18 protein-coding genes and 1 pseudogene are annotated in these 25,541 nt (G+C 64.4%); 11 read left to right on the forward strand and 8 right to left on the reverse strand.

Going from position 1 to position 25,541, the window contains the following annotated elements; all coding sequences use genetic code 11:
- Position 1 precedes the first annotated feature (1 nt).
- Positions 2 to 967, reverse strand: a complete 966-nt coding sequence (locus GPL20_RS16655) for a hypothetical protein (RefSeq protein WP_157330602.1) — start codon at positions 965 to 967, stop codon at positions 2 to 4.
- Positions 897 to 2,252: an MBOAT family O-acyltransferase gene (locus tag GPL20_RS16660; protein WP_167533066.1), complete on the reverse strand. Its 1,356-nt coding sequence runs from the start codon at positions 2,250 to 2,252 to the stop codon at positions 897 to 899. Before GPL20_RS16660 ends, GPL20_RS16655 begins: the two co-directional genes overlap by 71 nt.
- Positions 2,253 to 2,636: 384 nt before the next feature.
- Here GPL20_RS16660 and glpK point away from each other — a divergent pair, with 384 nt between their 5' ends.
- The 3 genes and pseudogenes from glpK to GPL20_RS16680 all read left to right on the forward strand — a co-directional run.
- Positions 2,637 to 4,142 (forward strand): glycerol kinase GlpK, encoded by a 1,506-nt coding sequence (glpK, locus tag GPL20_RS16665; protein ID WP_157330604.1) that lies wholly within the window; start codon positions 2,637 to 2,639, stop codon positions 4,140 to 4,142.
- 215 nt (positions 4,143 to 4,357) lie between these two features.
- Positions 4,358 to 4,951: a GNAT family N-acetyltransferase gene (locus GPL20_RS16670; RefSeq protein WP_157330605.1), complete on the forward strand. Its 594-nt coding sequence runs from the start codon at positions 4,358 to 4,360 to the stop codon at positions 4,949 to 4,951.
- A gap of 266 nt (positions 4,952 to 5,217) precedes the next feature.
- Positions 5,218 to 5,934: pseudogene (locus GPL20_RS16680) on the forward strand (FGGY family carbohydrate kinase); the annotation flags it as partial.
- 102 nt (positions 5,935 to 6,036) lie between these two features.
- Here the strand turns inward: GPL20_RS16680 and GPL20_RS16685 are convergent.
- Positions 6,037 to 6,591, reverse strand: a complete 555-nt coding sequence (locus GPL20_RS16685; RefSeq protein WP_157330607.1) for a hypothetical protein — start codon at positions 6,589 to 6,591, stop codon at positions 6,037 to 6,039.
- Positions 6,592 to 6,693: 102 nt separating this feature from the next.
- On the opposite strand from GPL20_RS16685, the gene GPL20_RS16690 reads away from it, so the two are divergent.
- On the forward strand, positions 6,694 to 7,323 hold the full coding sequence (locus tag GPL20_RS16690; protein ID WP_157330608.1) for a glutathione S-transferase family protein: 630 nt from the start codon (positions 6,694 to 6,696) through the stop codon (positions 7,321 to 7,323).
- A gap of 133 nt (positions 7,324 to 7,456) precedes the next feature.
- On the opposite strand, the gene GPL20_RS16695 is transcribed toward GPL20_RS16690, so the two are convergent.
- From GPL20_RS16695 to metF, 3 genes are all read right to left on the reverse strand, one after another.
- Complete coding sequence (locus GPL20_RS16695; protein ID WP_157330609.1) at positions 7,457 to 8,314, reverse strand: tetratricopeptide repeat protein; 858 nt, start codon at positions 8,312 to 8,314, stop codon at positions 7,457 to 7,459.
- A 541-nt stretch (positions 8,315 to 8,855) separates the two neighbouring features.
- Entirely contained in the window at positions 8,856 to 12,713 is a 3,858-nt protein-coding gene (gene metH, locus GPL20_RS16700) for a methionine synthase (RefSeq protein ID WP_157330610.1), read from the reverse strand.
- 6 nt (positions 12,714 to 12,719) lie between these two features.
- On the reverse strand, positions 12,720 to 13,646 hold the full coding sequence (metF, locus tag GPL20_RS16705) for a methylenetetrahydrofolate reductase [NAD(P)H] (RefSeq protein WP_157330611.1): 927 nt from the start codon (positions 13,644 to 13,646) through the stop codon (positions 12,720 to 12,722).
- A gap of 389 nt (positions 13,647 to 14,035) precedes the next feature.
- Between metF and GPL20_RS16710 the strand changes: the two genes are divergently transcribed.
- Positions 14,036 to 15,058, forward strand: coding sequence for an LLM class flavin-dependent oxidoreductase (locus tag GPL20_RS16710; protein ID WP_157330612.1), 1,023 nt, complete (start codon positions 14,036 to 14,038; stop codon positions 15,056 to 15,058).
- 84 nt (positions 15,059 to 15,142) lie between these two features.
- Here GPL20_RS16710 and GPL20_RS16715 read toward each other — a convergent pair whose 3' ends face one another.
- Together GPL20_RS16715 and GPL20_RS16720 are read right to left on the reverse strand one after the other, a co-directional pair.
- Positions 15,143 to 16,003, reverse strand: coding sequence for a prephenate dehydratase (locus GPL20_RS16715; protein ID WP_157330613.1), 861 nt, complete (start codon positions 16,001 to 16,003; stop codon positions 15,143 to 15,145).
- A gap of 21 nt (positions 16,004 to 16,024) precedes the next feature.
- Complete coding sequence (locus GPL20_RS16720) at positions 16,025 to 16,765, reverse strand: 3-deoxy-manno-octulosonate cytidylyltransferase (RefSeq protein ID WP_157330614.1); 741 nt, start codon at positions 16,763 to 16,765, stop codon at positions 16,025 to 16,027.
- A 217-nt stretch (positions 16,766 to 16,982) separates the two neighbouring features.
- On the opposite strand from GPL20_RS16720, the gene GPL20_RS16725 reads away from it, so the two are divergent.
- The 6 genes from GPL20_RS16725 to GPL20_RS16750 all read left to right on the forward strand — a co-directional run bounded on the left by GPL20_RS16725 (position 16,983) and on the right by GPL20_RS16750 (position 25,495).
- Positions 16,983 to 17,537, forward strand: a complete 555-nt coding sequence (locus GPL20_RS16725; protein ID WP_157330615.1) for a c-type cytochrome — start codon at positions 16,983 to 16,985, stop codon at positions 17,535 to 17,537.
- Positions 17,538 to 17,748: 211 nt separating this feature from the next.
- Positions 17,749 to 19,662 (forward strand): extracellular solute-binding protein, encoded by a 1,914-nt coding sequence (locus GPL20_RS16730; protein ID WP_157330616.1) that lies wholly within the window; start codon positions 17,749 to 17,751, stop codon positions 19,660 to 19,662.
- A gap of 14 nt (positions 19,663 to 19,676) precedes the next feature.
- The gene (locus GPL20_RS16735) at positions 19,677 to 21,563 is read left to right on the forward strand and encodes an extracellular solute-binding protein (protein ID WP_167533067.1); all 1,887 of its coding nucleotides are present in this window, start codon (positions 19,677 to 19,679) and stop codon (positions 21,561 to 21,563) included.
- A gap of 2 nt (positions 21,564 to 21,565) precedes the next feature.
- The gene (locus GPL20_RS16740) at positions 21,566 to 22,675 is read left to right on the forward strand and encodes a microcin C ABC transporter permease YejB (protein ID WP_157330617.1); all 1,110 of its coding nucleotides are present in this window, start codon (positions 21,566 to 21,568) and stop codon (positions 22,673 to 22,675) included.
- Positions 22,675 to 23,853, forward strand: coding sequence for an ABC transporter permease (locus GPL20_RS16745; RefSeq protein ID WP_157330618.1), 1,179 nt, complete (start codon positions 22,675 to 22,677; stop codon positions 23,851 to 23,853). Before GPL20_RS16740 ends, GPL20_RS16745 begins: the two co-directional genes overlap by 1 nt.
- A gap of 4 nt (positions 23,854 to 23,857) precedes the next feature.
- Positions 23,858 to 25,495 (forward strand): ABC transporter ATP-binding protein, encoded by a 1,638-nt coding sequence (locus GPL20_RS16750; RefSeq protein WP_157330619.1) that lies wholly within the window; start codon positions 23,858 to 23,860, stop codon positions 25,493 to 25,495.
- The last annotated feature ends 46 nt before the right edge of the window (positions 25,496 to 25,541 follow it).

Genomic DNA, 25,541 nt, shown 5'->3' on the forward strand with positions numbered 1-25,541 from the left:
CCTAAGGCCGGCGCGCTGCGCCGCGCTCGGTCAGAGCGCTTTCGATGGAGCGCACGACGATCAGGGCGGACCGTTCGTCGAGATGTACGCCGTCGGCCCAGCGCAGCTCGCTCCGCGGCGGATCAATCGGCAGCCAGAGCGCTCGGTCCGGGAAAGCCTCGTGGATGATCGCGCCGGTCATCCTGACGAAGCGGGAGTCCGCGATCTCCGGCGCAAACGGAATCTCGGTCAGGAAGACGCGGGCGCCGCGCCGCTGAAGCTCCTCGATGAGCTGCCGGAGACGGATCGCATTGGCCCGCGCCGGCACGGTCGGGTCGCCCTCGTTCATCTGTTCTACGGTGCGGTCGAGATAGACCCTGTTGTCGAAAGTGCTCGGCGGCTGGCCGAGCAGGCGATCCCGCTCGGCACGCGCCTGGGCCGGATCCGGCGGCGCGTGATTCCATGTTTCGTAGGCCGCAACCGCCGTTCGCACCGGGCGCAGCAACGGCGCCTCCGCACCCGCGCCATGTGAAAATCTCTCGATCAGCGCGCCGTCGGGTTCGCGCGACAACACATTCGTCTCGACGAGAACGGTCTTTGGCAGGCGCGCTTGCTTCGCGACGATCTCGAGCCCGGTCACCGGCGAGCCTCCGGCCAGCGCCAGGTTGCGGACGCGGGGAAGCGAGAAATACTCCTCCTTGAGACGCCATGTCACCGAGCTGCCGACCAGCACGATATCAGGCGTGGGCTCCCGCACATAGCGGTTGAGGGTGACGAGGCTGCCGTCGCGGGTGGTGACGGCCGGCTGTCGGAGCGCCGCGCCGAATCGCGCCGTGGCCAGGCCGCCGGCAAGCAGCAGCGCAGCCGCGACACAGATGCACTTGATCATCCACGAAAGCGTTGATTCCTGCCGCATGTCAGAACTGGAAGTAGATGAAGGCGCTGTCGGGCCCGGCTTCGAGATAAGCCAGCGCCGCCAGCGCACCATAGAGATACGGCTCCCATCGCCGCAACCCGCCATCGACGAGCGCGCCGATGCCGACATGCTGGATGATCACCGGCAGGGCGTAGAGCAGGGCGAGATTGGTGAACAGTTTTGGCGGATTGGGCGCGTCCGTTGCGATGAACATTCCCTTCAGATAGCCGAGCGCGTGGTCGAAGTTCGGCAGCTTGAAGAAGATCCAGAGCATCGTGACGCAGAAGAAGACGATGCCCATCCGGATCACCCGCACCGCACTGCTATCGCCGAGAAGTGTCAGGAACGGCCGCTCGACGACGAGCAGCAGCCCGTGCGCCATGCCCCACAGCGCGTAGCTCAGGCTCGCGCCATGCCAGAGCCCGCCGAGCGTCATCACGATCATTAGGTTGAGATAGGTTCGCCCCGTGCCGTGCCGGTTGCCGCCGAGGGGAATGTACAGATAGGTCCTGAGCCAGCTCGACAGGGAGATGTGCCAGCGGGTCCAGAACTCCGAGAACGACGTCGAGATGTAGGGCAGGTTGAAGTTCACGGGCAGGCGATAGCCGAACAGCAGACCGAGGCCGAGCGCGATCGCCGAGTAGCCGAAGAAGTCGGCGTAGATCTGGTAGCTGTAGAGGAACACGAGCAGCCAGCGATCCTGCGTGCGCAGCGTCTCGTAGAGCGGGAAGTCCATATAGGACGTCATCTCGTTGAGATTGTTCGCCACGTACAGCTTGAAGAAATAGCCGACCAGGATCCACTTCGCCGCCTCGACGAAGGCAACGTCACTGATCCGCTTGGGAACGATCTGCGGCATGAACTGGGCCGCGCGCGTGATTGGGCCGGACACCAGCTGCGGGAAGAAGATGATGTAGAGGAACACCTCGCGCAGGCGCACGGTGCGCTTCTCGCGCGTCAGGTCGACCAGCAGGCTGATGTTGTGGAACACGAAGAACGAGATGCCGATCGGCAGCGGCAGCCGCAACAGGAAATCGACCGGTGCGACGCCGGTGAGGTGGGCCGCCGCGGCGTCAACGAACAGGAATTTGTACTTGAAGAACGCCAGCAGGCCGAGATTGAAGACGATGCCGGCCGGCATCCAGACGGTTCGGTTCTCGAACGCGAGCACCAGGCAGACCTGGGTTCCGAGCACCGCGACCAGCAGTAGCGGCAATAGCTCCGGCTGGCCGAAGCCGTAGAAGAACACGCTCGCGGCCACGAGCAGCTGCACCTGGAAATGGCGCAGAGGCGGCAGGTAATAGGCGCCGAACACGACCGCGACGAAAACGCCAAACTGAAAAGAGGTGAAAGTCATGCCGCCCCGTTTGCCGGTCCGGCGTGTACCATCTTTGCGGGAGCGCTCCTAGAGCATGATGAGACAACGCTTGATCGTTGCAACGACAGAGATGCGCTCCCTCTCCCGCTTGCGGGAGAGGGTCGGGGAGAGGGTGTTTCCGCAAAGGGACAATCCCCAAGAGGAGAAAGCCCTCACCCGGCGCTTTGCGCCGACCTCTCCCGCACGCGGGAGAGGCGAACGACCCCGCGGCACGATCCAACCTGAGGCTAGCCTCCCGGATCGGCCGCCATATGTACCGTCGAACGCCGCGACACCCGCGGCGGCCTTGACCTTCCGCCTCCAATCCGCTCCCTTTGGCACGACACAATGATCCCCTCCGGGGAAACGCCAAGGTAAGCCGCCATGTCTTTCGTCCTTGCCATCGACCAGGGCACCACCTCTTCGCGCGCGATCGTGTTTCGCGGCGATATTTCCATCGCGGCGAAGGCGCAGGCCGAGTTTCCGCAGCATTTCCCGGCCTCGGGCTGGGTCGAGCACGAGCCGGAGGACATCTGGACCTCGACCGTGATGGTCTGCCGCGAGGCCATCGAGCGCGCCGGCATCAGCGCAAAGGACATCGCCGCGATCGGCATCACCAACCAGCGCGAGACCACCGTGGTGTGGGACCGCGCCACCGGGCAGGCCGTGCACCGCGCCATCGTCTGGCAGGACCGCCGCACCGCCGACATCTGCGCGAAACTGAAAGCGGACGGCCGCGAGCCGGTGATCTCCGAGAAGACCGGCCTGATCATCGACCCCTATTTCTCCGGCACCAAGGTCGCCTGGATCCTCGACCACGTCCCCGGCGCCCGCGCGCGTGCCGCGCGCGGCGAATTGATGTTCGGCACCATCGATTGCTATCTGCTCTGGCGCCTCACCGGCGGCAAGGTGCACGCCACCGACGCCACCAATGCTTCACGCACGCTGCTGTTCAACATCCACACGGGACAGTGGGACGACGAGCTGCTGGAGATCATCGGCGTGCCGCGCTCGATGCTGCCCGAGGTGAAGGATTCCTCCGCGCGCTTCGGCGAGAGCACGCCCGACCTGTTCGGCGGCCCCATCGTCATCTCCGGCATCGCCGGCGACCAGCAGGCTGCGACCATCGGCCAGGCCTGCTTCCGCCCGGGCATGATGAAGTCGACCTACGGCACCGGCTGCTTTGCGCTGCTCAACACCGGGACCACGCCGGTGGTGTCGAAGAACAAGCTGCTCACCACCGTCGCCTATCAGCTCGCGGGAAAACGCACCTATGCGCTCGAAGGCTCGATCTTCGTTGCAGGCTCCGCGGTGCAATGGCTGCGCGACGGCCTCGGCATCATCAAGCACGCCGCCGAGACCGGCCCGCTCGCCGATCAGTCCGATTCCATGCAGAGCGTCTATCTCGTCCCCGCCTTCGTCGGCATGGGCGCGCCCTACTGGAATCCGCGCGTGCGCGGCGCACTGTTCGGCCTCACCCGCAACACCGGCCCGGCCGAGCTCGCCCATGCCGCGCTGGAGAGCGTGTGTTATCAGACCTTCGATCTCTGGGCCGCGATGCGCGCGGACTGGCCGAGCTCGGAGACCGCCAGCGTCGTGCTGCGCGTCGACGGCGGCATGACCGCATCCGACTGGACCATGCAGCGTCTCGCCGATTTGCTGGATGCTCCCGTCGATCGTCCCGTGATCCAGGAAACCACGGCACTCGGCGCAGCGTATCTCGCGGGTCTCCAGGCCGGCGTCTATCCCGAGCCGACCAAATTCGCCGACAACTGGCGCCTCGAGCACCGCTTCAGGCCGAACATGAGCCAGGCGACGCGCGATCGAAAGCTCGCGGGATGGGCGAGGGCGGTGAAGGGCGTGCTGGCGAGCGATGAGGGGGAGGGCTGACACGCACATCGTCGTCCCTGCGAACGCAGGGACCCATACCGCGGAATCTATCGATCGTTGATGGTGGCAGTATCGAACTCCGAGCCTTCGCCAAACTCCATCCTGTGGCTATGGGTCCCGGATCGGCGCTACGCTGCGCTTCGCTTGTCCGGGACGACAATGGAGTGTGTCGCGCCAGTTCAGGAGTCTCTCGCGATGAATCGGAGCAAGCAGGCATGATCCTCCCCGACGGCTATTCCGACGTTCCCGCCGGCAAGATCGCCGCCGTCGTCACCCATCTCGAGATGACCGCACCTCCCGCGCGCCGCGACGATCCGCCAGGCAGCTGGTCCCTGCGCAAGGTGGATACTCCCGCGCTTCCTTGGTATCGCGGCCTCTTCCGTCGCGTCGGCGAGGAGTGGCTGTGGTTTTCGCGCCCGCGCATGAATGATGCGGAGCTCGCCGCGGTCATCCACGCGCCGGGCGTCGAAGTCTACGCACTCTCCGTGGACGGCCGCGACGAAGGCCTGCTGGAGCTGGATTTCCGCGAGCCCGCCCAGTGCGAGCTGGTCTATTTCGGCGTCACCGCAGGTTTGATCGGCAAAGGCGCCGCCCGCTTCCTGATGAACCGCGCACTGGAGCGCGCATGGTCAGGCGAGGTCCGCCGCGTCTGGGTGCACACCTGCACCTTCGACCATCCCTCCGCCGTCGCATTCTACCAGCGCTCCGGCTTCCGCCCCTTCCGCCGCCAGATCGAGATCGCCGACGACCCCCGCCTCGACGGCACGGCGCCGCGCGATGCGGCGAAGCATGTGCCGATCATCGAGTAGTTCGCGGGATGGCCGTAGCCCGGATGAGCGCAGCGACATCCGGGACAGCCCTCCCCGCATGTCGCTTCGCTCATGAGGGCTTCTCGGCGCCTCGACATCGTCATTGCGAGGAGCCCTTGCGACGAAGCAATCCAGACTGTCTCCGCGGCGGGATTCTGGATTGCTTCGCTGCGCTCGCAATGACGGATTGCGAGCGCCGCCGTCGCTCTTCAACTTGCATATCACGCGCGCCAGCTTCGTAGCCCGGATGGAGCGCAGCGCAATCCGGGACAGTGTTCCCGCTGCTCAATACCGGCACCACGCCTGTCGTGTCGAAGAACAAGCTGCTCACCACCGTCGCCTATCAGCTCGAGGGCAAGCGCACCTACGCGCTCGAAGGCTCGATCTTCGTCGCAGGAAGCGCGGTGCAATGGCTGCGCGACGGCCTCGGCATCATCAAGCACGCCGCCGAGACCGGCCCGCTCGCCGACCAGTCCGATTCCATGCAGAGCGTCTATCTCGTCCCCGCCTTCGTCGGCATGGGCGCGCCCTACTGGAATCCGCGCGTGCGCGGCGCGCTGTTCGGCCTCACCCGCAACACCGGCCCCGCCGAACTCGCCCACGCCGCGCTGGAGAGCGTGTGTTACCAGACCTTCGATCTCTGGGCCGCGATGCGCGCGGATTGGCCGAGCTCGGAAACGGCCAGCGTCGTGCTGCGCGTCGACGGCGGCATGACCGCATCTGACTGGACCATGCAGCGCCTCGCCGATTTGCTGGATGCTCCCGTCGATCGTCCCGTGATCCAGGAGACCACGGCACTCGGCGCAGCGTATCTCGCGGGTCTCCAGGCCGGCGTCTATCCCGAGCCGACCAAATTTGCCGACAACTGGCGCCTCGAGCACCGCTTCAGGCCGAACATGAGCCAGGCCACGCGCGATCGGAAGCTCGCAGGATGGGCAAGGGCGGTGAAGGGTGTGCTGGCGAGCGATGAGGGGGAGGGGTAGGAGCGTCCCGTAGTTCAGATGAAGCGCAGCTTAGTCCGGGATCGGCGCGTCCAATCTCCGATAACCCGCGGTTGCGCTGGCTCCATCCAGGCCACAGCCTATTTAGGTGGGCACTTCATACGGCGTGAGGCGCCATAGCCGTTCGGGCAGCGACTCCATTTCCGGAAGCGCAAGCTCGCCATAGCTGGAGCGAAGCGGCAGTTCTGGCTTCCAGGAATGAATCGCAAAGACCACACGATACTGCAGCATGTCGGGCAACTTGCACGAATATTCGCCGATCACTGTCTCGCCATCGGCGGTCAGGAACTTTGCGTTCCATGCCACTTCCCATTTGTTCTCAGGGCGCAATGGATCCGGCTGAACGAACTCGCTGATGTTGAAAGCAGCGTCGGGATCCGTTACGAGCATCTCGATTATCGCTACGTCATCCATGTACGAGCGAAGATACCGTTCCCATTCTTGCCGATCTTCGGCCGTAAGCGGTCGTATTTCATCACCGCGACCGTGTTGGCGCAGGAATCCTTTCAGCTCGTCCGGAAATTTGCTCGCGTCGCGGTCGTCGATTTCCTGACGCAGGAAGCGGCTATATGCCGTCCAGTCAGCGCTGAGCGAATAAATTCCGATGACTTTCAGGGGCGGGGACTTGCTTGCCGTCATTCGTTCCGGGCCTTTGGCTAAGGTGCACGCCAAAGTAGTGCAGGTGACGACGCATACCAAGGTGGTCTATAGATTTTACCCAACCAGAAGAGATGGCAGCCCATGTTCCTGATCGGCCAATATGATTCCCCCTTCGTCCGCCGCGTCGCGATTGCGCTTCGGCTTTACGGGCTCGCCTTCGAGCACAAGCCGTGGTCGACCTTCGGCGATGCCGACAAGATCGCGCCCTACAATCCGCTGCGTCGCGTGCCGACGCTGGTGCTCGACGACGGCGAGGCGCTGATCGAGAGCACGATCATCCTGGACTATCTCGACGACCTCGTCGGCGAGGACAAGGCGATGCTGCCGCGCAGTGGCGCCGGGCGGCGAAAGCATTTGCGCATCTGCGCGCTTGCCATGGGCCTCGGCGACAAGGCGGTCAGCCTGCTCTACGAGCGGGTGCTGCGGAAGGAGCAGCTTGCGCTGTGGGTCGAGCGTTGCCAGGCGCAGATTGCGGACGTGCTCGGCGTGCTCGAAGCCGAGCACGCCAAGGTGACGACGCCGTATTGGCTGGGTGACCGCATCGGCCATGCCGACGTCGCGGTGGCCTGCGTCGTCCGCTTCACCCGCGAAGCGCATCCGCAATTGTTCGACGCGTCGCGCTATCGGGCGCTGTCAGCGCATGCCGAGCGCTGCGAGGCTCTGGCGCCGTTCAAGGAGATCGCGCAGCCGCTGGCGCCGCCGAAGGGGTGATTTCCGGCTCGTCATTGCGGGACGCGTGCGAAGCACGCGGACCCGGAATCCCGAGGTTGTGGCGCGAGATTCTCAGGTGCGCGATTGCGCACCATAGATCGCGCTTTGGCGCGCCTTGGAATCACGGGGGCGACTACTTCCTCCGCGTCACGCCGTTTGCCCGCAGATACTCGTCCAGTTCAAACCCCATATCCTCGGCGCGATCGAAATACGCCTCCGCGGCATCCGGGTCCTTCGCCATCCCTTCGCCGCGCATGGCCATCACGCCGAGCGCTGCGGCGGCACGGCCGATGCCGAGATCGGCGGCGCGCTTGTACCAGTGGATGGACTCGCTGAGGTCCTTCTCGATGCCTGGCAATTGCCCGGTGGCATAGAGCGCGCCGAGGTTGGCGCAGGCGCGCGGCTGGTCGCGTTGTCCGGCCTGCTTCAGGTAGAACACTGCCTTGTTGCGGTCACCGATGCCTTGCATCGCATAGACGAACAGCTCGAAATAGGCATCGGCGTTGCCGCGCTTCGCCGACTCCAGATGCAATGCAAGACTTGCCGCGACGTCCTTCGGTTGCCCGCGACCATTGTAGGCCATCAGTCCCAGGAGATAGCGCACGGCGCCATCGGGATCGCCGCCAGCAAGCGCCTTCTGGGCGTAAGCATAGGCGTCGTCATATTTCCTGAACGTCCAATAGAGATTATAGGCGGCGAGATAGGCGCCATAATCCGAGCCGAGTTCGGCCGCGCGTTTGTAGGCGGCGATCGCCGCGTCGCGATCGCGCGGCACGCCCCAGCCGTTCCAGAGGCAGCGGCCATAGTCGATCCACGCGCTGGCGTGCCCGCCGAGCGCAACCTCGCGCAGTGCCTTGGCCAGCGTGTCGCGACTCTCGACCGGCGCCTCGCCTGCCTCGATCGCTTTGAACAGGGCCACTGCGGCGGAGTAAAGCTGGTCATCGCGCGACGGCGAGCGGGGTTCGGCGAGGAGCTTTGTGACGGTTTGCATTCCGCTGGCACCGTTTGATTTGGACGGCTGCTGCGCAGCCTCCGCCGCCGCGAGCGGGGCAGCATGATGCGCGACAAAGATCCCGCCAATCATCGCGAGGCAGATGGCCAGGATTTCCAGACGATTACGAATGCCATCCTCCCGTGCGCCGATCGGATGTTTGTCGGCACGAGCCGTGCGCCGGTTCACGTCCAGGACACGAGATCGGAGCATGCGGCATATGACGAAGTGCGAAACTCACGCGGCTGGCGATGATGGAATGTTACAGGTGTTTTGCCCGACGGCGCAAGTCGTTTCGGTAAGACCGAAATTCATCAAGGCTTTCAACCCCATCCCTACTGTGCATGGGGTTGTTTTTCAGTTTTTTGTGGGTCGCCGGTTTCTCCCTGCCGTCGTCCCGGCGAAAGCCGGGACCCATCACCACAGGGAGAAGTTTGGCGAAGACCGACAGTGATCTTTCCTCTGTCGGTACGAAGACCGTTTGCTATTGAGACATCACGCGATATGGGTCCCGGCTTTCGCCGGGACGACACCGAGAAACCTATCCCGCGCCGGCGCGCTTCTTCTGCCAGACGAGGTGCACCGCGCAGGTGCAGCCGGGCGGATGCGAGGCGAGATCCTTCGGCATCTCGTCGTTCGCCGCCGTTGCCGCGAAGGCCTTGTCGGTCCCCTCGCGCGCCGGGATGTAGTTGAGCACCGGCGCCAGCCAGCGCTCGGCCTCCGCGACGCTCATGCCCTTGCGCGCGGCATAGTCCTCGACCTGGTCGCGCTCGATCTTGCCGACGCCGAAATAATAGCTCGCAGGGTTCGCGAAATAGAGCCCGGACACGGAGGAGCCCGGCCACATCGCAAAACTCTCGGTCAGCTTCACGCCGGCTGTGTTCTCGGCATCGAGCAGCTCGAACAGCGTCCCCTTCTCGGTGTGATCGGGCTGCGCGGGATAGCCGGGCGCGGGGCGGATGCCCTGATACTTCTCCAGGATCAGCTCCTCGTTGGAAAGCGCTTCGCTAGGCGCGTAGGCCCAGAACTCGCGGCGCACGCGGGCATGCATGCGTTCGGCAAAGGCCTCGGCGAGGCGGTCGGCCAGCGCCTTGCACAGGATCGACGAGTAGTCGTCGTTGGCCATCTTGAATTGGTCGGCGACCGCATCCTCGCCGATCCCTGCGGTGACCACGAAGCCGCCGACATAGTCGGGCACGCCGGTGCCAACAGGTGCGACGAAATCGGCTAGCGCCGCATTGAAGCGGCCCTCGCGCTTCTCGAGCTGCTGGCGCAGCGTGTGCAGCGTCGCGATGCTCTTGGTGCGGCTCTCGTCGGCATAGAGCACGATGTCATCGCCTTGCGCGTTCGCCGGCCAGAAGCCGACCGTGGCGCGCGCCCGGAACCATTTTTCCTTGACGATGGTGTCGAGCATCTTGCGCGCATCGTCATAGAGCGAGCGCGCGACCTCGCCGACCTTGGCATCGTCGAGGATGGCGGGGAAGCGGCCGGCGAGCTCCCAGGTCTGGAAGAACGGCGTCCAGTCGATATAGGGCACGAGCTCGGCGAGATCGTATTCGTCGAAGCTCTTGGTGCCGAGGAAGGTCGGCTTCACCGGCTTGTTCGCGGCAAAGTCGACCGGCACGCGGTTGGCGCGGGCATCGCTAAGCTTCAGCCGCTTCTTGTCCGCCTGCGCACGCAGATGCGCGTCCGATATCTTGGCATATTCGGCGCGCACGTCGGCGGCATAGGCCTCGCGCTTCTCCGGCGACAGCAGCGCGGAGGCGACGCCGACGGCGCGGCTGGCGTCGTTGACGTGCACGACGGGTCCGGCGCGATAGCTCGGGTCGATCTTCACCGCCGTGTGCACGCGGCTCGTGGTCGCGCCGCCGATCAGCAGCGGCAGCTTGAGGCCTTCGCGCTGCAATTCGCCGGCGAAGAACGCCATCTCGTCGAGCGAGGGCGTGATCAGGCCGGACAGGCCGACGATGTCGGCCTTCTCCGCCTTCACGGTCTCGACGATCCTGGCGGCCGGCACCATGACGCCGAGGTCGATCACCTCGAAATTGTTGCACTGGAGCACGATGCCGACGATGTTCTTGCCGATGTCGTGGACATCGCCCTTCACCGTCGCGAGCACGATCTTGCCGGCGGACGAGGAGGCTTCGGTGCCGATGCCGCTCGCAAGGTTGCGCGCCTTCTCCTCCTCCATGAACGGCATCAGCCAGGCCACCGCCTGCTTCATCACGCGCGCTGACTTCACCACCTGCGGCAGGAACATCTTGCCGTCGCCGAAGAGATCGCCGACCACGTTCATGCCGGCCATCAGCGGGCCCTCGATCACGTCGAGCGGGCGCGATGAATTCTTGCGCGCTTCTTCGGTGTCCTGCTCGATGAATTCGGTGATGCCGTGGACCAGCGAGTGCGACAGCCGCTTCTCCACCGGCCATTCGCGCCAGGCGAGGTCGGCTTCCTTGCTCTCGGTCTTCTTGCCGCGGAATTTCTCGGCGAGCGCCAGCAGACGCTCGGAGGCGCCCGCGTCGCGGTTGAGGACGACGTCCTCGCAGGTCTGGCGCAGCTCGGGATCGATGTCGTCATAGACGATCATCTGCCCGGCATTGACGATGCCCATGTCCATGCCGGCCTTGATGGCGTGATACAGGAACACCGAGTGCATGGCCTCGCGCACCGGCTCGTTGCCGCGGAACGAGAACGACAAATTGGAGACGCCGCCCGAAATGTGCGCGCCCGGCAGGTTCTGGCGGATCCAGCGCGTCGCCTCGATGAAGTCGACGCCGTAATTGTTGTGCTCCTCGATGCCGGTCGCGATCGCAAAGATGTTGGGATCGAAGATGATGTCTTCCGGCGGGAAGCCGACGCGGTTCACCAGGATGTCGTAGGCGCGTTTGCAGATTTCGGTCTTGCGCGCGAACGTATCGGCCTGGCCGACCTCGTCGAACGCCATCACCACGACGGCCGCGCCATGACGGCGGGCGATCTTGGCCTCGTGGATGAACTTCTCCTCGCCTTCCTTCATCGAGATCGAGTTGACGACCGGCTTGCCCTGCACGCATTTCAGGCCGGCCTCGATCACCGAGAATTTCGAAGAATCGACCATCACGGGGACGCGGGCGATGTCGGGCTCGGCGGCGACGAGGTTGAGGAAGGTCACCATCGCCGCCTCGGAATCGAGCAGGCCTTCGTCCATATTGACGTCGATGATCTGCGCGCCGTTCTCGACCTGGTCGCGCGCGACCTGCAGCGCGGCGGTGTAGTCGCCGGCGGTGATCAACTTGCGGAAGCGGGCGGAGCCGGTGACGTTGGTGCGCTCGCCGACATTGACGAAGGGAATCGCATCGGTCAGCACGAACGGCTCGAGGCCGGAGAGACGCAGGCGCGGCGCGATCTCGGGCACGATGCGCGGCTTGTGCGGGGCGACGGCAGCGGCGATCGCCGCGATATGGTCCGGCGTGGTGCCGCAGCAGCCGCCGACGATGTTGACGAGGCCGTCGCGCGCGAACTCGCCGATCAGGCGGGCCATGTACTCGGGTGTCTCGTCATACTGGCCGAATTCGTTGGGCAGGCCCGCATTCGGATAGGCGCAAACCAGCGTATCGGCGACGCGGCCGATGTCGGCGATATGGGCGCGCAGGTCTTCGGCACCGAGCGCGCAGTTGAAGCCGATGGTGATCGGCTTGGCATGCCGCACCGAATTCCAGAACGCTTCCGGCATCTGACCAGAAAGCAGGCGGCCGGACTTGTCGGTGATGGTGCCTGACACCATCACGGGCACGTCGATGCCGCGCTCTTCCGTGATCTCGGCGATCGCATAGAGCGCCGCCTTGGCGTTCAGCGTGTCGAAGATGGTCTCGACCAGCAGCAGGTCGACGCCGCCGTCGAGCATGCCCTTGATCTGCTCGCCATAGGATTTGCGCAGGTCGTCGAAGGTGACGGCGCGGTAGCCGGGATTGGACACGTCGGGCGAGATCGAGGCGGTGCGGTTGGTGGGGCCGATGGCGCCCGCAACGAAGCGCGGCTTGCCGTCCTCGGCGGCGACGCGCCGTGCCGCATTGCCGGCGAGGCGGGCGCCTTCGCGCGCCATCTCGTAGACGATGTCGGTGAGATCGTAATCGGCCTGCGCGATCGAGGTCGTCGAGAAGGTGTTGGTGGCGACGATGTCAGCGCCGGCGCGCAAATAGGCGGCGTGGATGTCCTCGATCGCCTGCGGCTGGGTCAGGATCAGCAGGTCGTTGTTGCCGCGCAGGTCGCGATGGAAGTTCTTGAAGCGCTCGCCGCGGAAGGCGGCCTCGTCGAACTGGAGATTCTGGATCATCGTGCCCATGGCGCCGTCGAGCACGAGAATACGCTCGCGCGCGGCGTTGAGCAGGGCAGTTCGCTTGGGAGAGGTGGACACGGTCATGTTGTCTCAAGCCGCCTTCTGTGCGCTCTTGGCGCGAATGCCGAGCAAATGGCTGATCGCGAACACGAGATCGGCGCGGTTCATGGTGTAGAAATGGAAGGTGTCGACGCCGTGCTTGGCCAGCTTCTGCACCTGGCCCGCCGCAACGGTCGCGGCCACCAGCTTGCGGGTCTCGGCGTCGTCATCGAGGCCCTCGAACTTCGCGGCGAACCAGTCCGGCACGGTGGTGCCGGCGCGGGTGACGAAATTACGGGCCTGCTTGAAATTGTGCATGGGCATGATGCCCGGGACGATCGGGATGTCGATGCCGCGGGCGCGGACGCGGTCGAGATAGCGGAAGTAAAGGTCGTTATCGAAGAACACCTGGGTGATCGCGCGCGTCGCACCCGCATCGACCTTGGCCTTCAGCGTGTCGATGTCGGCGTCGAAGTCGCGCGCTTCGGGGTGCTTCTCGGGATAGGCGGATACGGACACCTCGATATCGCTATGCCGCTTCTTGATGCCGGCAACGAGGTCAGCAGAACTCTGGTAGCCGTCGGGATGGCTGCAATAGGGCGTGCCGATGCCGCCAACGGGATCGCCGCGCAGGCCGACGATGTGGCGGACGCCGACCTCGTGATAGCGGTCGACGATCTCGTCGATCTCGCCGCGCGAGGCGCCGACGCAGGTTAGATGCGCGGCCGGCAGCAGCGCGGTCTCCTTCAGGATGCGGGCGATGGTGGAGTGGGTGCGCTCGCGGGTCGAGCCGCCGGCGCCATAGGTCACCGAGACGAATTTCGGGTCGAGCGGGGCCAGCCGGTTGATGGTGTCCCAGAGATTGCGCTCCATCTCCTCGGTCTTGGGCGGAAAGAACTCGAAGGAGATTGCAGGCCGCTTCGCGGCAAGGTGCCCGTCTTGCCCGTTGGCTTGGGCAGAGGTCGAAAGGTCGGTCATCGCACCACTCACTTCAGGTCTTGCCAGGGTCTTGGCAGCCGGCGATCAGGCCTGGCTTGGGAGCAGCTAAGATAGGCCAGAACGGCCCCATTCGACAGCCCATCGCGGATGGGAAGTGGCCCACTTGCGCCCGGAATACGCGCATTATCTGGCGAAATGAAAGAAGCGTGGGAATCGTCGAAAATCAAAATATATTAGATATATCATCTACAAGTGAGGCGGCGTGTCTGGCGTGCAGCCCGCCACTGTTGATGGGCAGTGTGAATCCAGTGTTACGTATCCGGATCTCGTCCCACCGCCGGTCTGGCCGATCGCCGGCGGACCGCACACGCCAGACCTGCGCGGTCCGCCCATTGCCCCGGCGCGGCCCTCCACTACGTTAACGCGCCATGATCCCGCTCTCAGTCCTCGACCTCTCCGTCGTCACCACAGGCACGAAACCCGCCGCGGCGCTGCGCAACAGCATCGATCTGGCGCGGCATGTCGATGCGCTCGGCTATGTTCGCTACTGGCTCGCCGAGCACCACAACCTCGCCTCGGTCGCCAGTCCTGCGCCCGACGTGATGATCGGGCAGATCGCGGCGGTGACCAAGCACCTCCGCGTCGGCTCCGGCGGCGTGATGCTGCCCAACCACGCCCCGCTGGTCGTGGCCGAGCGCTTCAAGATGCTGGAGGCGCTGTTTCCCGGTCGCATCGACCTTGGCCTGGGTCGCGCGCCAGGCACCGACGGCGCTACGGCCTATGCGCTGCGCAGTCGGCTCGACCGCCGCGAGGGCGACGATTTCCTGGAGCGGCTGCACGAATTGATCCTGTGGGAAACCCGCGAATTCCCCTCGGGCCATCCCTACAACAACGTCGTCGCGATGCCCGACGACACCAATCTGCCGCCGATCTGGCTGCTCGGCTCCAGCGACTATTCCTCGGAGCTCGCCGCGCAGGTCGGCATGGGCTTCGCCTTCGCCCATCACTTCGCATCCCACGACGCAATCGATGCGATGGTGCATTACCGTAACCGTTTTCAGCCCTCGGCCTGGCGCGCCTCGCCGCACGCCATTCTCGCGGTCGCCGTCATCACGGCCGACACGGATGAGGAAGCCGAAATGTTGGCCGCCTCGTTCGACCTCAACCGCCTGCGCCGCGACCGCGGTCAATACCTGCCGCTGCCGAGCGTCGAGGAGGCGCTGGCCTATCCTTATACCGACTCCGAGCGCACCTCGATTCTGCGCAACCGCTCGCGCCTGTTCGTCGGCAGCCCCGCGACGGTGCAGAAAAAGCTTCAGTCGCTGATGGATGCGAGCAAGCCGGACGAGTTGATGGTGATCACCGCCGTGTACGACCACGAGGCGCGGAAGAAATCGTATTCGCTGCTGGCGGAGGCGTTCGGGCTGGAGAAGCAGGCCGCTAGTCATTGACCGTCATTCCGGGGCGATGCGAAGCGTCGAAACCGGAATCTCGAGGTTCCGGGTTCACGCTGCGCGTGCCCCGGAACAACGGCATCAATCCTGCTGCGTCTCGCTGAACGTCGCCCGGAACGGGTGGCCCGGATACACGCCGACGATGCGGAATTCGCGCGAGAAGAATTTCAGCTCCTCGATCGCGAAGGCGAGGCCCTTGTCTTCGGGATGCCCATCGACGTCGGCATAGAACTGCGTGGCGAAGAAATTGCCGTCGACCATGTAGCTCTCGAGCTTGGTCATGTTGACGCCGTTGGTGGCAAAGCCGCCCAGCGCCTTGTAGAGCGCGGCGGGCAGATTGCGCACGCGGAAGACGAACGTGGTGACCAGCGAGCCGGCGCCTTGTGCCGCCCATTTCGGCTCGCGCGCCAGCACCACGAAGCGCGTGGTGTTGTGCGCCTCGTCCTCGATGTCCTCGACCAGGATGTCGAGGCCGTAGATCTTTGCCGCCAGGCGCGAGGCGATCGCGGCGACGGTCTTGTCGTTGCGCTCGGAGATGTCGCGGGCGCTGCCGGCGGTGTCGGCGTGCACGATCGGCTTGATGCCAAGCTTGCGGATGATGCGCCGGCACTGGCCGAGCGCGTGCACGTGGCTCTCGACGCTCTTGATGTCGTCGAGCCTGGTCCCTTTCACCGCCATCAGCTGATGCCGGACCGGCAAGAACCATTCGCCGACGATGAAGAGGCCGGAGGCCGGCAGCAGATGATGGATGTCGGCGACGCGGCCGGCGACCGAATTCTCGATCGGGATCATGCCGAGATCGGCCTCCCCCGACGAGATCGCCGACAGCGCGTCCTCGAAAGTGGCGCAGGGCATCGGCTCGGCGTCGGGATAGGCCTCGACGATGGCGATGTGGGAATTGGCCCCAGGCTCGCCCTGGAATGCGATCTTCAGCTTGCTCATGCTCGGCCTTGTAACAGCGGCTCAGGATTTGGAAAGGATGCTGCGCGCGGTCTCGAGGTCCGCCGGCGTGTCAACCCCGCGAGGCACGGTGTCGACAATGGTGAAATCGATCCGCATGCCGGCCTCGAGCGCCCGAAGCTGCTCGAGCTTCTCCTGCAATTCCAGTGGTGAGGGCGGCAGCGAGACGTAGCGCTCCAGCGCGGCGCGGCGATAGGCATAAAGGCCAATATGGTGGTAACGCGGTCCGTCGCCGGTCGGGGCGGTCGCGCGGGTGAAATAAAGTGCGCGCATCCGCCTGCCGCCAAGCGAGGTTCCGATCGCCTTCACGACGCTCGGCGCGAGGTCCTCTTCCTCGGTGTGGATCTGCGAGGCCAGTGTCGCGATATCCACGGCCGGGTCTCGCAGCGGGGGCAGCACCTCGCGGATATTTTCGATCGTGATCGTCGGGAAATCGCCCTGGAGATTGACCACGATCTCGGCCTTGCCGTCGGGGTCGAGCTTCTGCATGGCCTCGTGGATGCGGTCCGAGCCGGACGGGTGGTCGGGGCGGGTCATCACGGCCTCGCCGCCATGGGCTGCCACGACCGAGGCGATCTCGTCCGTGTCGGTTGCGACCGCGACCCGGCCGATGCCGGCGGCCTCGGCGCGGCGCAGCACATGCACGATCATCGGCAGGCCCGCGATATCGGCGAGCGGCTTGCCGGGCAGGCGGGTGGCGGCCATGCGGGCCGGGATCAGCACCAGGATGCGGGGATCGATCATCGGTTCAAGGACCTGGAAACAGGGCGTTTTCCGCGCCGAGAAATGGGTGGGGACGGGCTCAAAGCCGGCTCGCTTATACGGGTTGCCAGACCCCGGGCAAACCGATATCTCAATGGCAAAACTCGGGGAAACAATAAGGAACGCTTTGATTCTCCCGAGGCTCGTCCTGGCGGCCGCCCGGCCGCTATTTCCTTCTTGCGGTGGGGCCTGGCCGGAAATGGACTCTTTCGAACTCAACAAGATTCTCGGTGCGGTGCTCGGCACCTGTCTCATCCTGCTGGTGACGAGCTTCACCGCGAACGCGCTGTTCTCGCCCAGGATGCCGGAAAAGCCGGGCTTCGAGATCGCCGTGAAGGAAGATGCCGGTCACGGCAAGGAAGGCGGCGCTGCCGCTGCTTCGGCCGAGCCGATCGAAAAACTGCTCCAGACCGCCTCCGTCGAGAAGGGTGCTGCCGCCGCCAAGAAGTGCGGCGCTTGCCACACCTTCGAGAAGGGCGGCCCGAATCGCGTCGGTCCGAACCTGTTTGGCGTCGTCGGGGAGGCCAGGGGCCAGGGCCGTGGCGGCTTCAACTTCTCGGCTGCCATGAAGGCCAAGGGTGGCACCTGGACGTTCGACGATCTCAACAAGTTCATCGCCAATCCGAAGGGTTTCATTCCGGGCACGGCGATGGGCTTCGCCGGTATTCCGAAGGATTCCGAGCGCGCCGACGTCATTGCCTATCTGAACTCGCTGTCGGATCATCCTCAGCCGCTGCCGACGGCGTCGAAGTAAGGCATTCGACCTACTCATCTTTCCTGCGGCCAGGCTGAAAAGCCTGGCCGTTTCCGTATCCGGGCCTCGCGACGAGTTTATCGGGGCGTTTCGCCGCAGCGAACGGCGGGGGCGGGCTATCCAAGATGAGGAAAAAGCAACAATTTCCGTCGAAACCTCGCCTATATTGAGCACTTAAAGGGGTAACCTCCTTCAAGACAGGGATGTTGATTTGGCCATTACCCGACGCGAACTCTTGCTCACCGGCACTGCCGCCGCAGTGCTCCCCGCCCTCGGTTCCGCAGGCATTCCTGTCGTCGGCGCGGCCGCGGCGCAGTCGGCGAGCGAACTGCCTTCAAATGGGCTTCCCTGGCGTCACGCGCTGTCGTTGTTCGGAAAGGTCAAGTATCCCGCCGACTTCAAGCGCTTCGACTACGTCAATCCGGAAGCGCCCAAAGGCGGCGTCGCGCGCCAGATCGCCGTCGGCACATTCGACAATTTCAACATCGTCGTCTCCGGTGTGAAGGGGCAGGTCGCCGGCGCCGTCGCGTTCATCTATGAATCCCTCACGACGCCCTCGCTCGACGAGGTCTCGACCGAGTACGGCGCGCTGGCCGAGGCCGTCAGTCACCCGGACGATTTCTCCTTCGTCACCTATCGTTTGCGGCCGCAGGCCAAATGGCATGACGGCAAGCCGGTTACCCCCGATGACGTGATCTTCTCGCTCGATTCGTTCAAGAAGCACCACCCGATGTATTCGGCGTACTACAGCCATGTGGTGAAGGCCGAGAAGGTCGGCGAGCGCGAGGTGAAGTTCGTGTTCGACGCGCCGGGCAACCGCGAGCTGCCGCAGATCGTCGGGCAGCTCACGGTCTTGCCGAAACATTGGTGGGAGGGGACGGACGCGCAGGGCCGCAAGCGCGATGTCTCTGCCACCACGCTCGAAGTGCCGCTTGGTTCCGGTCCCTACAGGATCAAGGATTTCATTGCCGGACGATCGATCGCGCTGGAGCGCGTCAAGGACTATTGGGGGCGCGATTTCGCCGCCAATGTGGGCCGCAATAATTTCGACGAGCTACGTTACGAATATTTCCGCGACGCCACGGTGGCGATCGAAGCCTTCAAGGCCGATCAGGTCGATTGGCGCACCGAGAACAGCGCGAAGAACTGGGCGACGGCCTACGACTTCCCGGCCGTGACCGAAAAGCGCGTGATCCTCGAGGAGTTCGCCAATCGCAGCTCCGGTGTCATGCAGGCCTTCGTACCGAACCTGCGCCGTGCCAAGTTCAGCGATCCGCGCGTGCGTCGTGCGCTCAACTACGCGTTCGACTTCGAGGAGATGAACAAGCAGATCTTCTACGGTCAGTACAAGCGCATCAGCAGCTATTTCGATGGTATCGACGAGCTCATGGCGACCGGGTTGCCGCAGGGTAAAGAGCTGGAAATCCTCGAGACCGTCCGCGCTCAAGTCCCGCCCGAGGTCTTCACGACGGCCTACACCAATCCGGTCGGCGGCAGTCCCGAAGCCGTTCGCGACAATCTGCGCGAGGCGCTGCGCCTGTTCAAGGAGGCCGGCTATGAAGTGCGCGACCGCAAGCTAATCGACGTCAAGACCGGTGCCCAGTTCACCCTGGAGCTGCTGAACTCCGATCCGAGCTTCGAGCGGATCACGCTGTTCTACAAGCCCTCTCTGGAGCGACTCGGCATTGCCGTTAGCGTGCGGACGGTCGATCCGACCCAATACGAGAACAGGACCCGCGACTGGGATTTCGACGTCGTCACCAACTCGTGGGGCGAGTCGCAGTCGCCGGGCAACGAGCAGCGCGAGTTCTGGTCGTCCAAGACGGCCGACATCGCCGGGTCGCGCAATATTGCCGGCATCAAGAATCCGGCGGTCGACAAGCTGATCGAGCGGGTGATCTACGCCACGGATCGCGACGATCTCGTCGCCGCGACCAAGGCGCTCGACCGGGTGCTGCTGTGGAATCACTACGTCGTGCCACAGTGGACCTACACGAAGGTGCGCACGGCGCGCTGGGATCGCTTCGGCCGGCCGTCGGAATTGCCCAAATACGGCCAGTCCGGCTTCCCGTTCATCTGGTGGTACGACGCGGACAAGGCGGCTCGGATCGCAAAGAAGTCGTGAAGGACATTCCTCGCATGACGCAGATGTCACGCCGCCATGTCCTGGCCTTGGGTGTCGGCGGCACCCTCGGCGTGTCCCTTGGTGCGCCGCTGATGCGCGGTGCGCGTGCATCGGAGGCCGGGACCGAGGCTCACGGCATGTCCGCGTTCGGCGATCTGAAATATCCCGCCGACTTCCACCATTTCGACTACGTCAATGTCGGCGCGCCGAAGGGAGGCGCGTTCTCCCTCATTCCGTCGGTGCGCGCCTACAATCAGTCCTACCAGACCTTCAACTCGCTCAACGCCTTCATTCTCAAGGGCGACGGCGCGCAAGGCATGGACATGACGTTCGCGCCGCTGATGGTGCGGGCGAATGACGAGCCGGACGCGATGTACGGGCTCGCGGCCAAATCCGTGGAGATATCGCCGGACAGGCTGGTCTATCGCTTCACGATGCGGCCCGAGGCGAAATTCCACGACGGCACCAGGCTCACTGCGCACGACGCTGCGTTCTCGCTGACGGCGCTGAAGACCAAGGGCCATCCGCTGATCATCGTGCAGATGCGCGACATGGTGAGCGCGGAAGCGATCGACGATGCGACGCTGGTTGTCACCTTCGCCAAGGGACGCGCACGCGACGTGCCGCTCTATGTCGCGGGCCTGCCGATCTTCTCGAAGGCGTATTATGCGTCTCGTCCGTTCGACGAGTCGTCGCTGGAGATCCCGCTGGGTTCCGGTCCCTACAAGGTGGGCAGGTTCGAGGTCAATCGCTACATCGAATTCGAGCGTGTGAAGGACTGGTGGGCCGCCGATCTGCCGGTTTGTCGCGGCAGCTACAATTTCGATGTCGTGCGCTACGAATTCTATCGCGACCGCGACGTCGCCTTCGAGGGTTTTACCGGCAAGAACTATCTCTACCGCGAGGAGTTCACCTCCCGCATCTGGGCGACGCGCTACGACTTTCCGGCCGTGAAGGACGGTCGCGTCAAGCTGGAGGTCGTGCCCGACGATACGCCGTCCGGTGCGCAGGGCTGGTTCATCAACACCCGGCGCGACAAATTCAAAGACCCGCGCGTGCGCGAGGCCCTGATCAACGCCTTCGACTTCGAATGGACCAACAAGACCATCATGTACGGCGCCTATGCCCGTACGGTGTCGCCATTCCAGAATTCCGACCTGATGGCGGGCAACGGGCCTCCGTCGCTGGAAGAGCTGAAGCTGCTGGAGCCGTTTCGCGGCCAGGTCCCCGATGAGGTGTTCGCGGCGCCTTTCACGCCGCCGGCTTCCGACGGCTCCGGGCAGGACCGCAGCCTGTTGCGCAAGGCACAGCAACTGCTGAACGAGGCCGGCGTGCCCATTAAGGATGGCAAGCGGGTGCTGCCGAACGGCGAGGTCTTCAGGATCGAGTTCCTGCTGGACGAGCCCTCGTTCCAGCCGCACCATGCGCCCTACATCAAGAATCTGGCGACGCTCGGCATCGAAGCGAGCGTGCGCCTCGTCGATGCCGTGCAACACAAGGCGCGCCAGGAAGATTTCGACTTCGACATGACGATCCAGCGCTTCAGCATGTCGGCGACGCCGGGCGACGCCATGCGCGCGTTCTTCTCCTCGCAGGTCGCGAACACCAAGGGCTCGTACAATCTCGCCGGCGTCGCCAACCCGGCCATCGATGCCATGATCGAGAAGATCATGGCGGCCGATAGCCGCGAAGAGCTGACCGTCGCCTGTCGTGCCTTCGATCGGCTGTTCCGCGCCGGTCGCTACTGGGTGCCGCAATGGTATAACAAGACGCACCGGCTGGCTTATTGGGACCAGTTCGGCCATCCACAGAAGCTGCCGCGTTATGCCAATGGCGTGGGCGCGCCCGATATCTGGTGGCATGAACCCGCCAAGGCGGCCAAGCTCGAGCAGTCGAAATAGCCATGAGCGCCTATATCGCCCGTCGCATCCTTCTGATGATCCCGACCCTGCTCGGGATCCTCTTCGTGTCCTTCGTCGTGGTGCAGTTCGCGCCGGGCGGCCCGGTCGAACGCGTGATTGCGCAGCTCTCGGGAGCCGATACCGGCGGGACCTCGCGCATTTCGGGCGGCGGCGACTTTGCGCAGCGCGCGCCGGGGCAGGTCGGCGCCGGTGGCGATGCCATCAACTCGAAATACCGCGGTGCGCAGGGGCTCGACCCTGATTTCATCAAGAAGCTCGAGGCGCAGTTCGGCTTCGACAAGCCGGCGCCGGAACGTTTCGCACTGATGGTGTGGAATTTCGCCCGCTTCGATTTCGGCAAGAGCTATTTCCGCGACGTCAGCGTGCTTCAGCTGATCAAGGAGAAGCTGCCGGTCTCGATCTCGCTTGGCCTCTGGCTGACGCTGATCACCTATCTGATCTCGATTCCGCTCGGCATCCGCAAGGCGGTGAAGGACGGCACGCGTTTTGACACCTGGACGTCGACCGTGCTCGTGCTGGGCTATGCCATTCCCGGCTTTCTGTTCGCGATCCTCCTGATCATCCTGTTTGCCGGCGGCTCCTTCTTCAACTGGTTCCCGCTGCGCGGACTGACCTCGGACGGCTGGTCGCAATTTCCCTGGTACTGGAAGATCGTCGATTACTTCTGGCATCTTACGCTGCCGCTGATTGCCATGGGGCTCGGCGCGTTCACCACCATGACGTTCCTGACCAAGAACTCGTTCCTGGACGAAATCCGCAAGCAATACGTGATGACCGCGCGCGCCAAGGGGTGCAGCGAGGGCCGGGTGCTTTACGGCCATGTCTTCCGCAACGCGATGCTGATCGTGATCGCCGGATTTCCCGGGACCTTCATCCACGCCTTCTTTTCGGGCTCGCTTCTGATCGAGACCATCTTCTCGCTGGACGGGCTGGGACTGCTCAGCTTCGAGAGCGTGCTCAACCGCGACTATCCCGTGGTGTTCGGCACGCTCTACATTTTTTCGTTGGTCGGCCTCGTGATCAACCTGATCTCCGACCTGACCTATATGTGGATCGACCCCCGGATCGATTTCGAGGCGCGGGAGGTCTGATGACGATCACCGCTCCGACGCCGATCGAGACCACGACCCAGTCTCCGCTGGGCGAGATCGTTCCGATCACGCGCAAGCCGTTTGCCCCTTCGCCGCTCAACAGGCGGCGATGGCAGAACTTCAAGGCCAACCGCCGCGGCTACTGGTCGTTCTGGATATTCATCGCCCTGTTCGTGATCTCGCTGTTCGCTGAGCTGATCGCCAATGATCGGCCCTTCCTGATCAAATTCGACGGCCGCCTCTATTGGCCGGCCTTCGTCACCTATTCGGAGACGACCTTCGGCGGCGATTTCGAGACGGCGGCCGATTACCGCGACCCCTACTTGCAGAAGCTCATCAAGGACAAGGGCGGCACCATTGTCTGGCCGCTGATCCGTTACTCCTACGACACCCACAATCTCGACCTGCCGACGCCGGCGCCGTCGCCGCCAACCTGGATGCTGACGGAGAAGCAGTGCCAGCCGGTGGTGGAGAAGAAGGGGCTGAAGAGCTGCCGCGATCTCGAATACAACTGGCTCGGCACCGACGATCAGGGCCGCGACGTGGTGGCGCGGCTGATCTACGGCTTCCGCATCTCGGTGCTGTTCGGCCTTTGCCTCACCATCGTCTCATCCGTCATCGGCATCGCAGCGGGCGCGGTGCAGGGCTACTTCGGCGGCCGGGTCGACCTCATCTTCCAGCGCTTCATCGAGATCTGGACCGCCATTCCCTCGCTTTACCTGCTCCTGATCCTGTCCTCGGTCCTCGTGCCCGGCTTCTTCGTGCTGCTCGGCATCCTGTTGCTGTTCTCCTGGGTCTCGCTGGTCGGCCTCGTGCGGGCCGAGTTCCTGCGCGGCCGCAACTTCGAATACATCCAGGCGGCGCGGGCGCTCGGCGTCTCCAACCCGGTCATCATGTTCCGCCATTTGCTGCCGAACGCGATGGTCGCGACCATGACGTTCCTGCCCTTCATCGTGTCGAGTTCCGTGATGACACTGACGGCGCTGGATTTTCTGGGCTTCGGCTTGCCACCGGGATCGCCCTCGCTCGGCGAATTGCTGTCGCAGGCCAAATCCAACGTGCAGGCACCTTGGCTCGGCTTCTCCGGCTTCTTCTCGGTCGCGATCATGCTGTCGCTCTTGATCTTCATCGGCGAAGCCGTGCGCGACGCCTTCGATCCGCGCAAGACGTTCAGGTAGTCCGATGGACGCGATCAACCAGCCCCTGCTCAGCGTGCGCGACCTCTCGGTGGCCTTCCACCAGGGCGGCGCCACCACGGTCGCGGTCGACAAGGTCTCGTTCCAGATCAAGCGCGGCGAATGCGTGGCGCTGGTCGGCGAGTCCGGCTCCGGCAAGTCGGTCAGCGCGCTCTCGATCCTGAAGCTATTGCCTTATCCGAACGCTTCGCATCCTTCGGGCAGCATCCGCTTCAAGGGGCAGGAACTGATCGATCAGTCCGAGCAGCAGATGCGGGAGATCCGCGGCAGCGACATCTCCATCATCTTCCAGGAGCCGATGACCTCGCTCAATCCGCTGCACACGATCGAGGCGCAGATCGGCGAGATCATCCAGCTGCACAATCCGACCAGCAATGCCGAGGCGCGCAAGCGGACGCTGGAGCTGCTGACCCAGGTCGGCATCCCCGAGCCCGAAACGCGGCTGAAGAGTTATCCGCACCAGCTCTCCGGCGGCCAGCGCCAGCGCGTGATGATCGCGATGGCGCTCGCCAACGAGCCGGATCTGTTGATTGCGGACGAGCCGACCACGGCGCTCGACGTCACCGTGCAGGCGCAGATCCTGGCGCTGCTCGCCGAGATCCGCGCGCGGCTCGGCATGAGCCTGCTCTTCATCACCCACGATCTCGGCATCGTACGCCGCATCGCCGATCATGTCTGTGTCATGAAGAACGGCGAGATCGTCGAGCAGGGGCCGGTCGAGCAGGTCTTCAGGACCCCGAAACATCCCTATACGCGCGATCTGCTCGCGGCGGAGCCGAAGCCCGATCCGGCGCCGCCGCAGCCCGGTGCGCCGGTGGTGATGTCGGCCAATGATTTGAAAGTGTGGTTCCCGATCAAGCGCGGCCTGATGCGCAAGACCGTGGGTCACATCAAGGCGGTCGACGGCGTCAATGTCGCCGTGCGCAAGGGCGAGACGCTCGGCGTCGTCGGCGAATCCGGCTCGGGCAAGACCACGCTGGGGCTGGCGCTGTTGCGGCTGATTTCCTCGAACGGACGCATCGTGTTCCTGGGCAATGACATCCAGGGCCTCCGCTTCAAGGAGATGCGGCCCTATCGACGCGACATGCAGATCGTGTTCCAGGATCCGTTCGGTTCGCTCAGCCCGCGCATGTCGGTCGCGGACATCGTTGCCGAAGGCCTGTCCGTGCATCAGCCAAACCTGTCGCGCGAGGAGCGCGAGGCGCGCGTCGTCAAGGCGCTCGAGGACGTCGGGCTGAAGCCGGATACGCGCTACCGCTATCCGCACGAATTCTCCGGCGGCCAGCGCCAGCGCATCAGCATCGCACGCGCGGTGGTGCTGGAGCCGGATTTCGTCGTGCTGGACGAGCCGACCAGCGCGCTCGACATGCTGTTCCAGGCGCAGATGGTCGATCTCCTGCGAGAACTCCAGCGCAAGCGCGATCTCACCTACATGTTCATCTCGCACGACCTGCGCGTCGTCGCCTCGCTCGCCAGCCACCTCATCGTGATGCGCGGCGGCAAGGTGGTCGAGGAAGGCCAGGCCGCCGAGCTCTTCAAGAACCCGAAGACCGATTACACCCGCGCGCTGTTCGCCGCGGCGTTCCGGCTGGAGACGGCCGGGAACGGCTCGGTGGCGACCTAGCCGTCATCCGGGCGTGCGACGACGCGACGCCCGGAGCGTTTCGCAA

Origin of the sequence: Bradyrhizobium cajani (assembly GCF_009759665.1) — a bacterium.
GTDB classification, from domain to species: Bacteria; Pseudomonadota; Alphaproteobacteria; order Rhizobiales; family Xanthobacteraceae; genus Bradyrhizobium; species Bradyrhizobium cajani.

What these genes read in the sequence shown, in the direction of transcription:
- GPL20_RS16655 (WP_157330602.1), bottom strand. Translation starts at nt 967, where the DNA reads ATGGTGCGCTGGCGGCGCTGGCTTATCTCGAAGCCGGGCCCGACAGCG.
- GPL20_RS16670 (WP_157330605.1), top strand. Translation starts at nt 4,358, where the DNA reads ATGATCCTCCCCGACGGCTATTCCGACGTTCCCGCCGGCAAGATCGCC.
- GPL20_RS16685 (WP_157330607.1), bottom strand. Translation starts at nt 6,591, where the DNA reads ATGACGGCAAGCAAGTCCCCGCCCCTGAAAGTCATCGGAATTTATTCG.
- GPL20_RS16660 (WP_167533066.1), bottom strand. Translation starts at nt 2,252, where the DNA reads ATGACTTTCACCTCTTTTCAGTTTGGCGTTTTCGTCGCGGTCGTGTTC.
- GPL20_RS16715 (WP_157330613.1), bottom strand. Translation starts at nt 16,003, where the DNA reads ATGAGCAAGCTGAAGATCGCATTCCAGGGCGAGCCTGGGGCCAATTCC.
- glpK (WP_157330604.1), top strand. Translation starts at nt 2,637, where the DNA reads ATGTCTTTCGTCCTTGCCATCGACCAGGGCACCACCTCTTCGCGCGCG.
- GPL20_RS16710 (WP_157330612.1), top strand. Translation starts at nt 14,036, where the DNA reads ATGATCCCGCTCTCAGTCCTCGACCTCTCCGTCGTCACCACAGGCACG.
- GPL20_RS16720 (WP_157330614.1), bottom strand. Translation starts at nt 16,765, where the DNA reads ATGATCGATCCCCGCATCCTGGTGCTGATCCCGGCCCGCATGGCCGCC.
- GPL20_RS16750 (WP_157330619.1), top strand. Translation starts at nt 23,858, where the DNA reads ATGGACGCGATCAACCAGCCCCTGCTCAGCGTGCGCGACCTCTCGGTG.
- GPL20_RS16745 (WP_157330618.1), top strand. Translation starts at nt 22,675, where the DNA reads ATGACGATCACCGCTCCGACGCCGATCGAGACCACGACCCAGTCTCCG.
- GPL20_RS16725 (WP_157330615.1), top strand. Translation starts at nt 16,983, where the DNA reads ATGGACTCTTTCGAACTCAACAAGATTCTCGGTGCGGTGCTCGGCACC.
- metH (WP_157330610.1), bottom strand. Translation starts at nt 12,713, where the DNA reads ATGACCGTGTCCACCTCTCCCAAGCGAACTGCCCTGCTCAACGCCGCG.
- GPL20_RS16695 (WP_157330609.1), bottom strand. Translation starts at nt 8,314, where the DNA reads ATGCAAACCGTCACAAAGCTCCTCGCCGAACCCCGCTCGCCGTCGCGC.
- metF (WP_157330611.1), bottom strand. Translation starts at nt 13,646, where the DNA reads ATGACCGACCTTTCGACCTCTGCCCAAGCCAACGGGCAAGACGGGCAC.
- GPL20_RS16690 (WP_157330608.1), top strand. Translation starts at nt 6,694, where the DNA reads ATGTTCCTGATCGGCCAATATGATTCCCCCTTCGTCCGCCGCGTCGCG.
- GPL20_RS16740 (WP_157330617.1), top strand. Translation starts at nt 21,566, where the DNA reads ATGAGCGCCTATATCGCCCGTCGCATCCTTCTGATGATCCCGACCCTG.
- GPL20_RS16735 (WP_167533067.1), top strand. Translation starts at nt 19,677, where the DNA reads ATGACGCAGATGTCACGCCGCCATGTCCTGGCCTTGGGTGTCGGCGGC.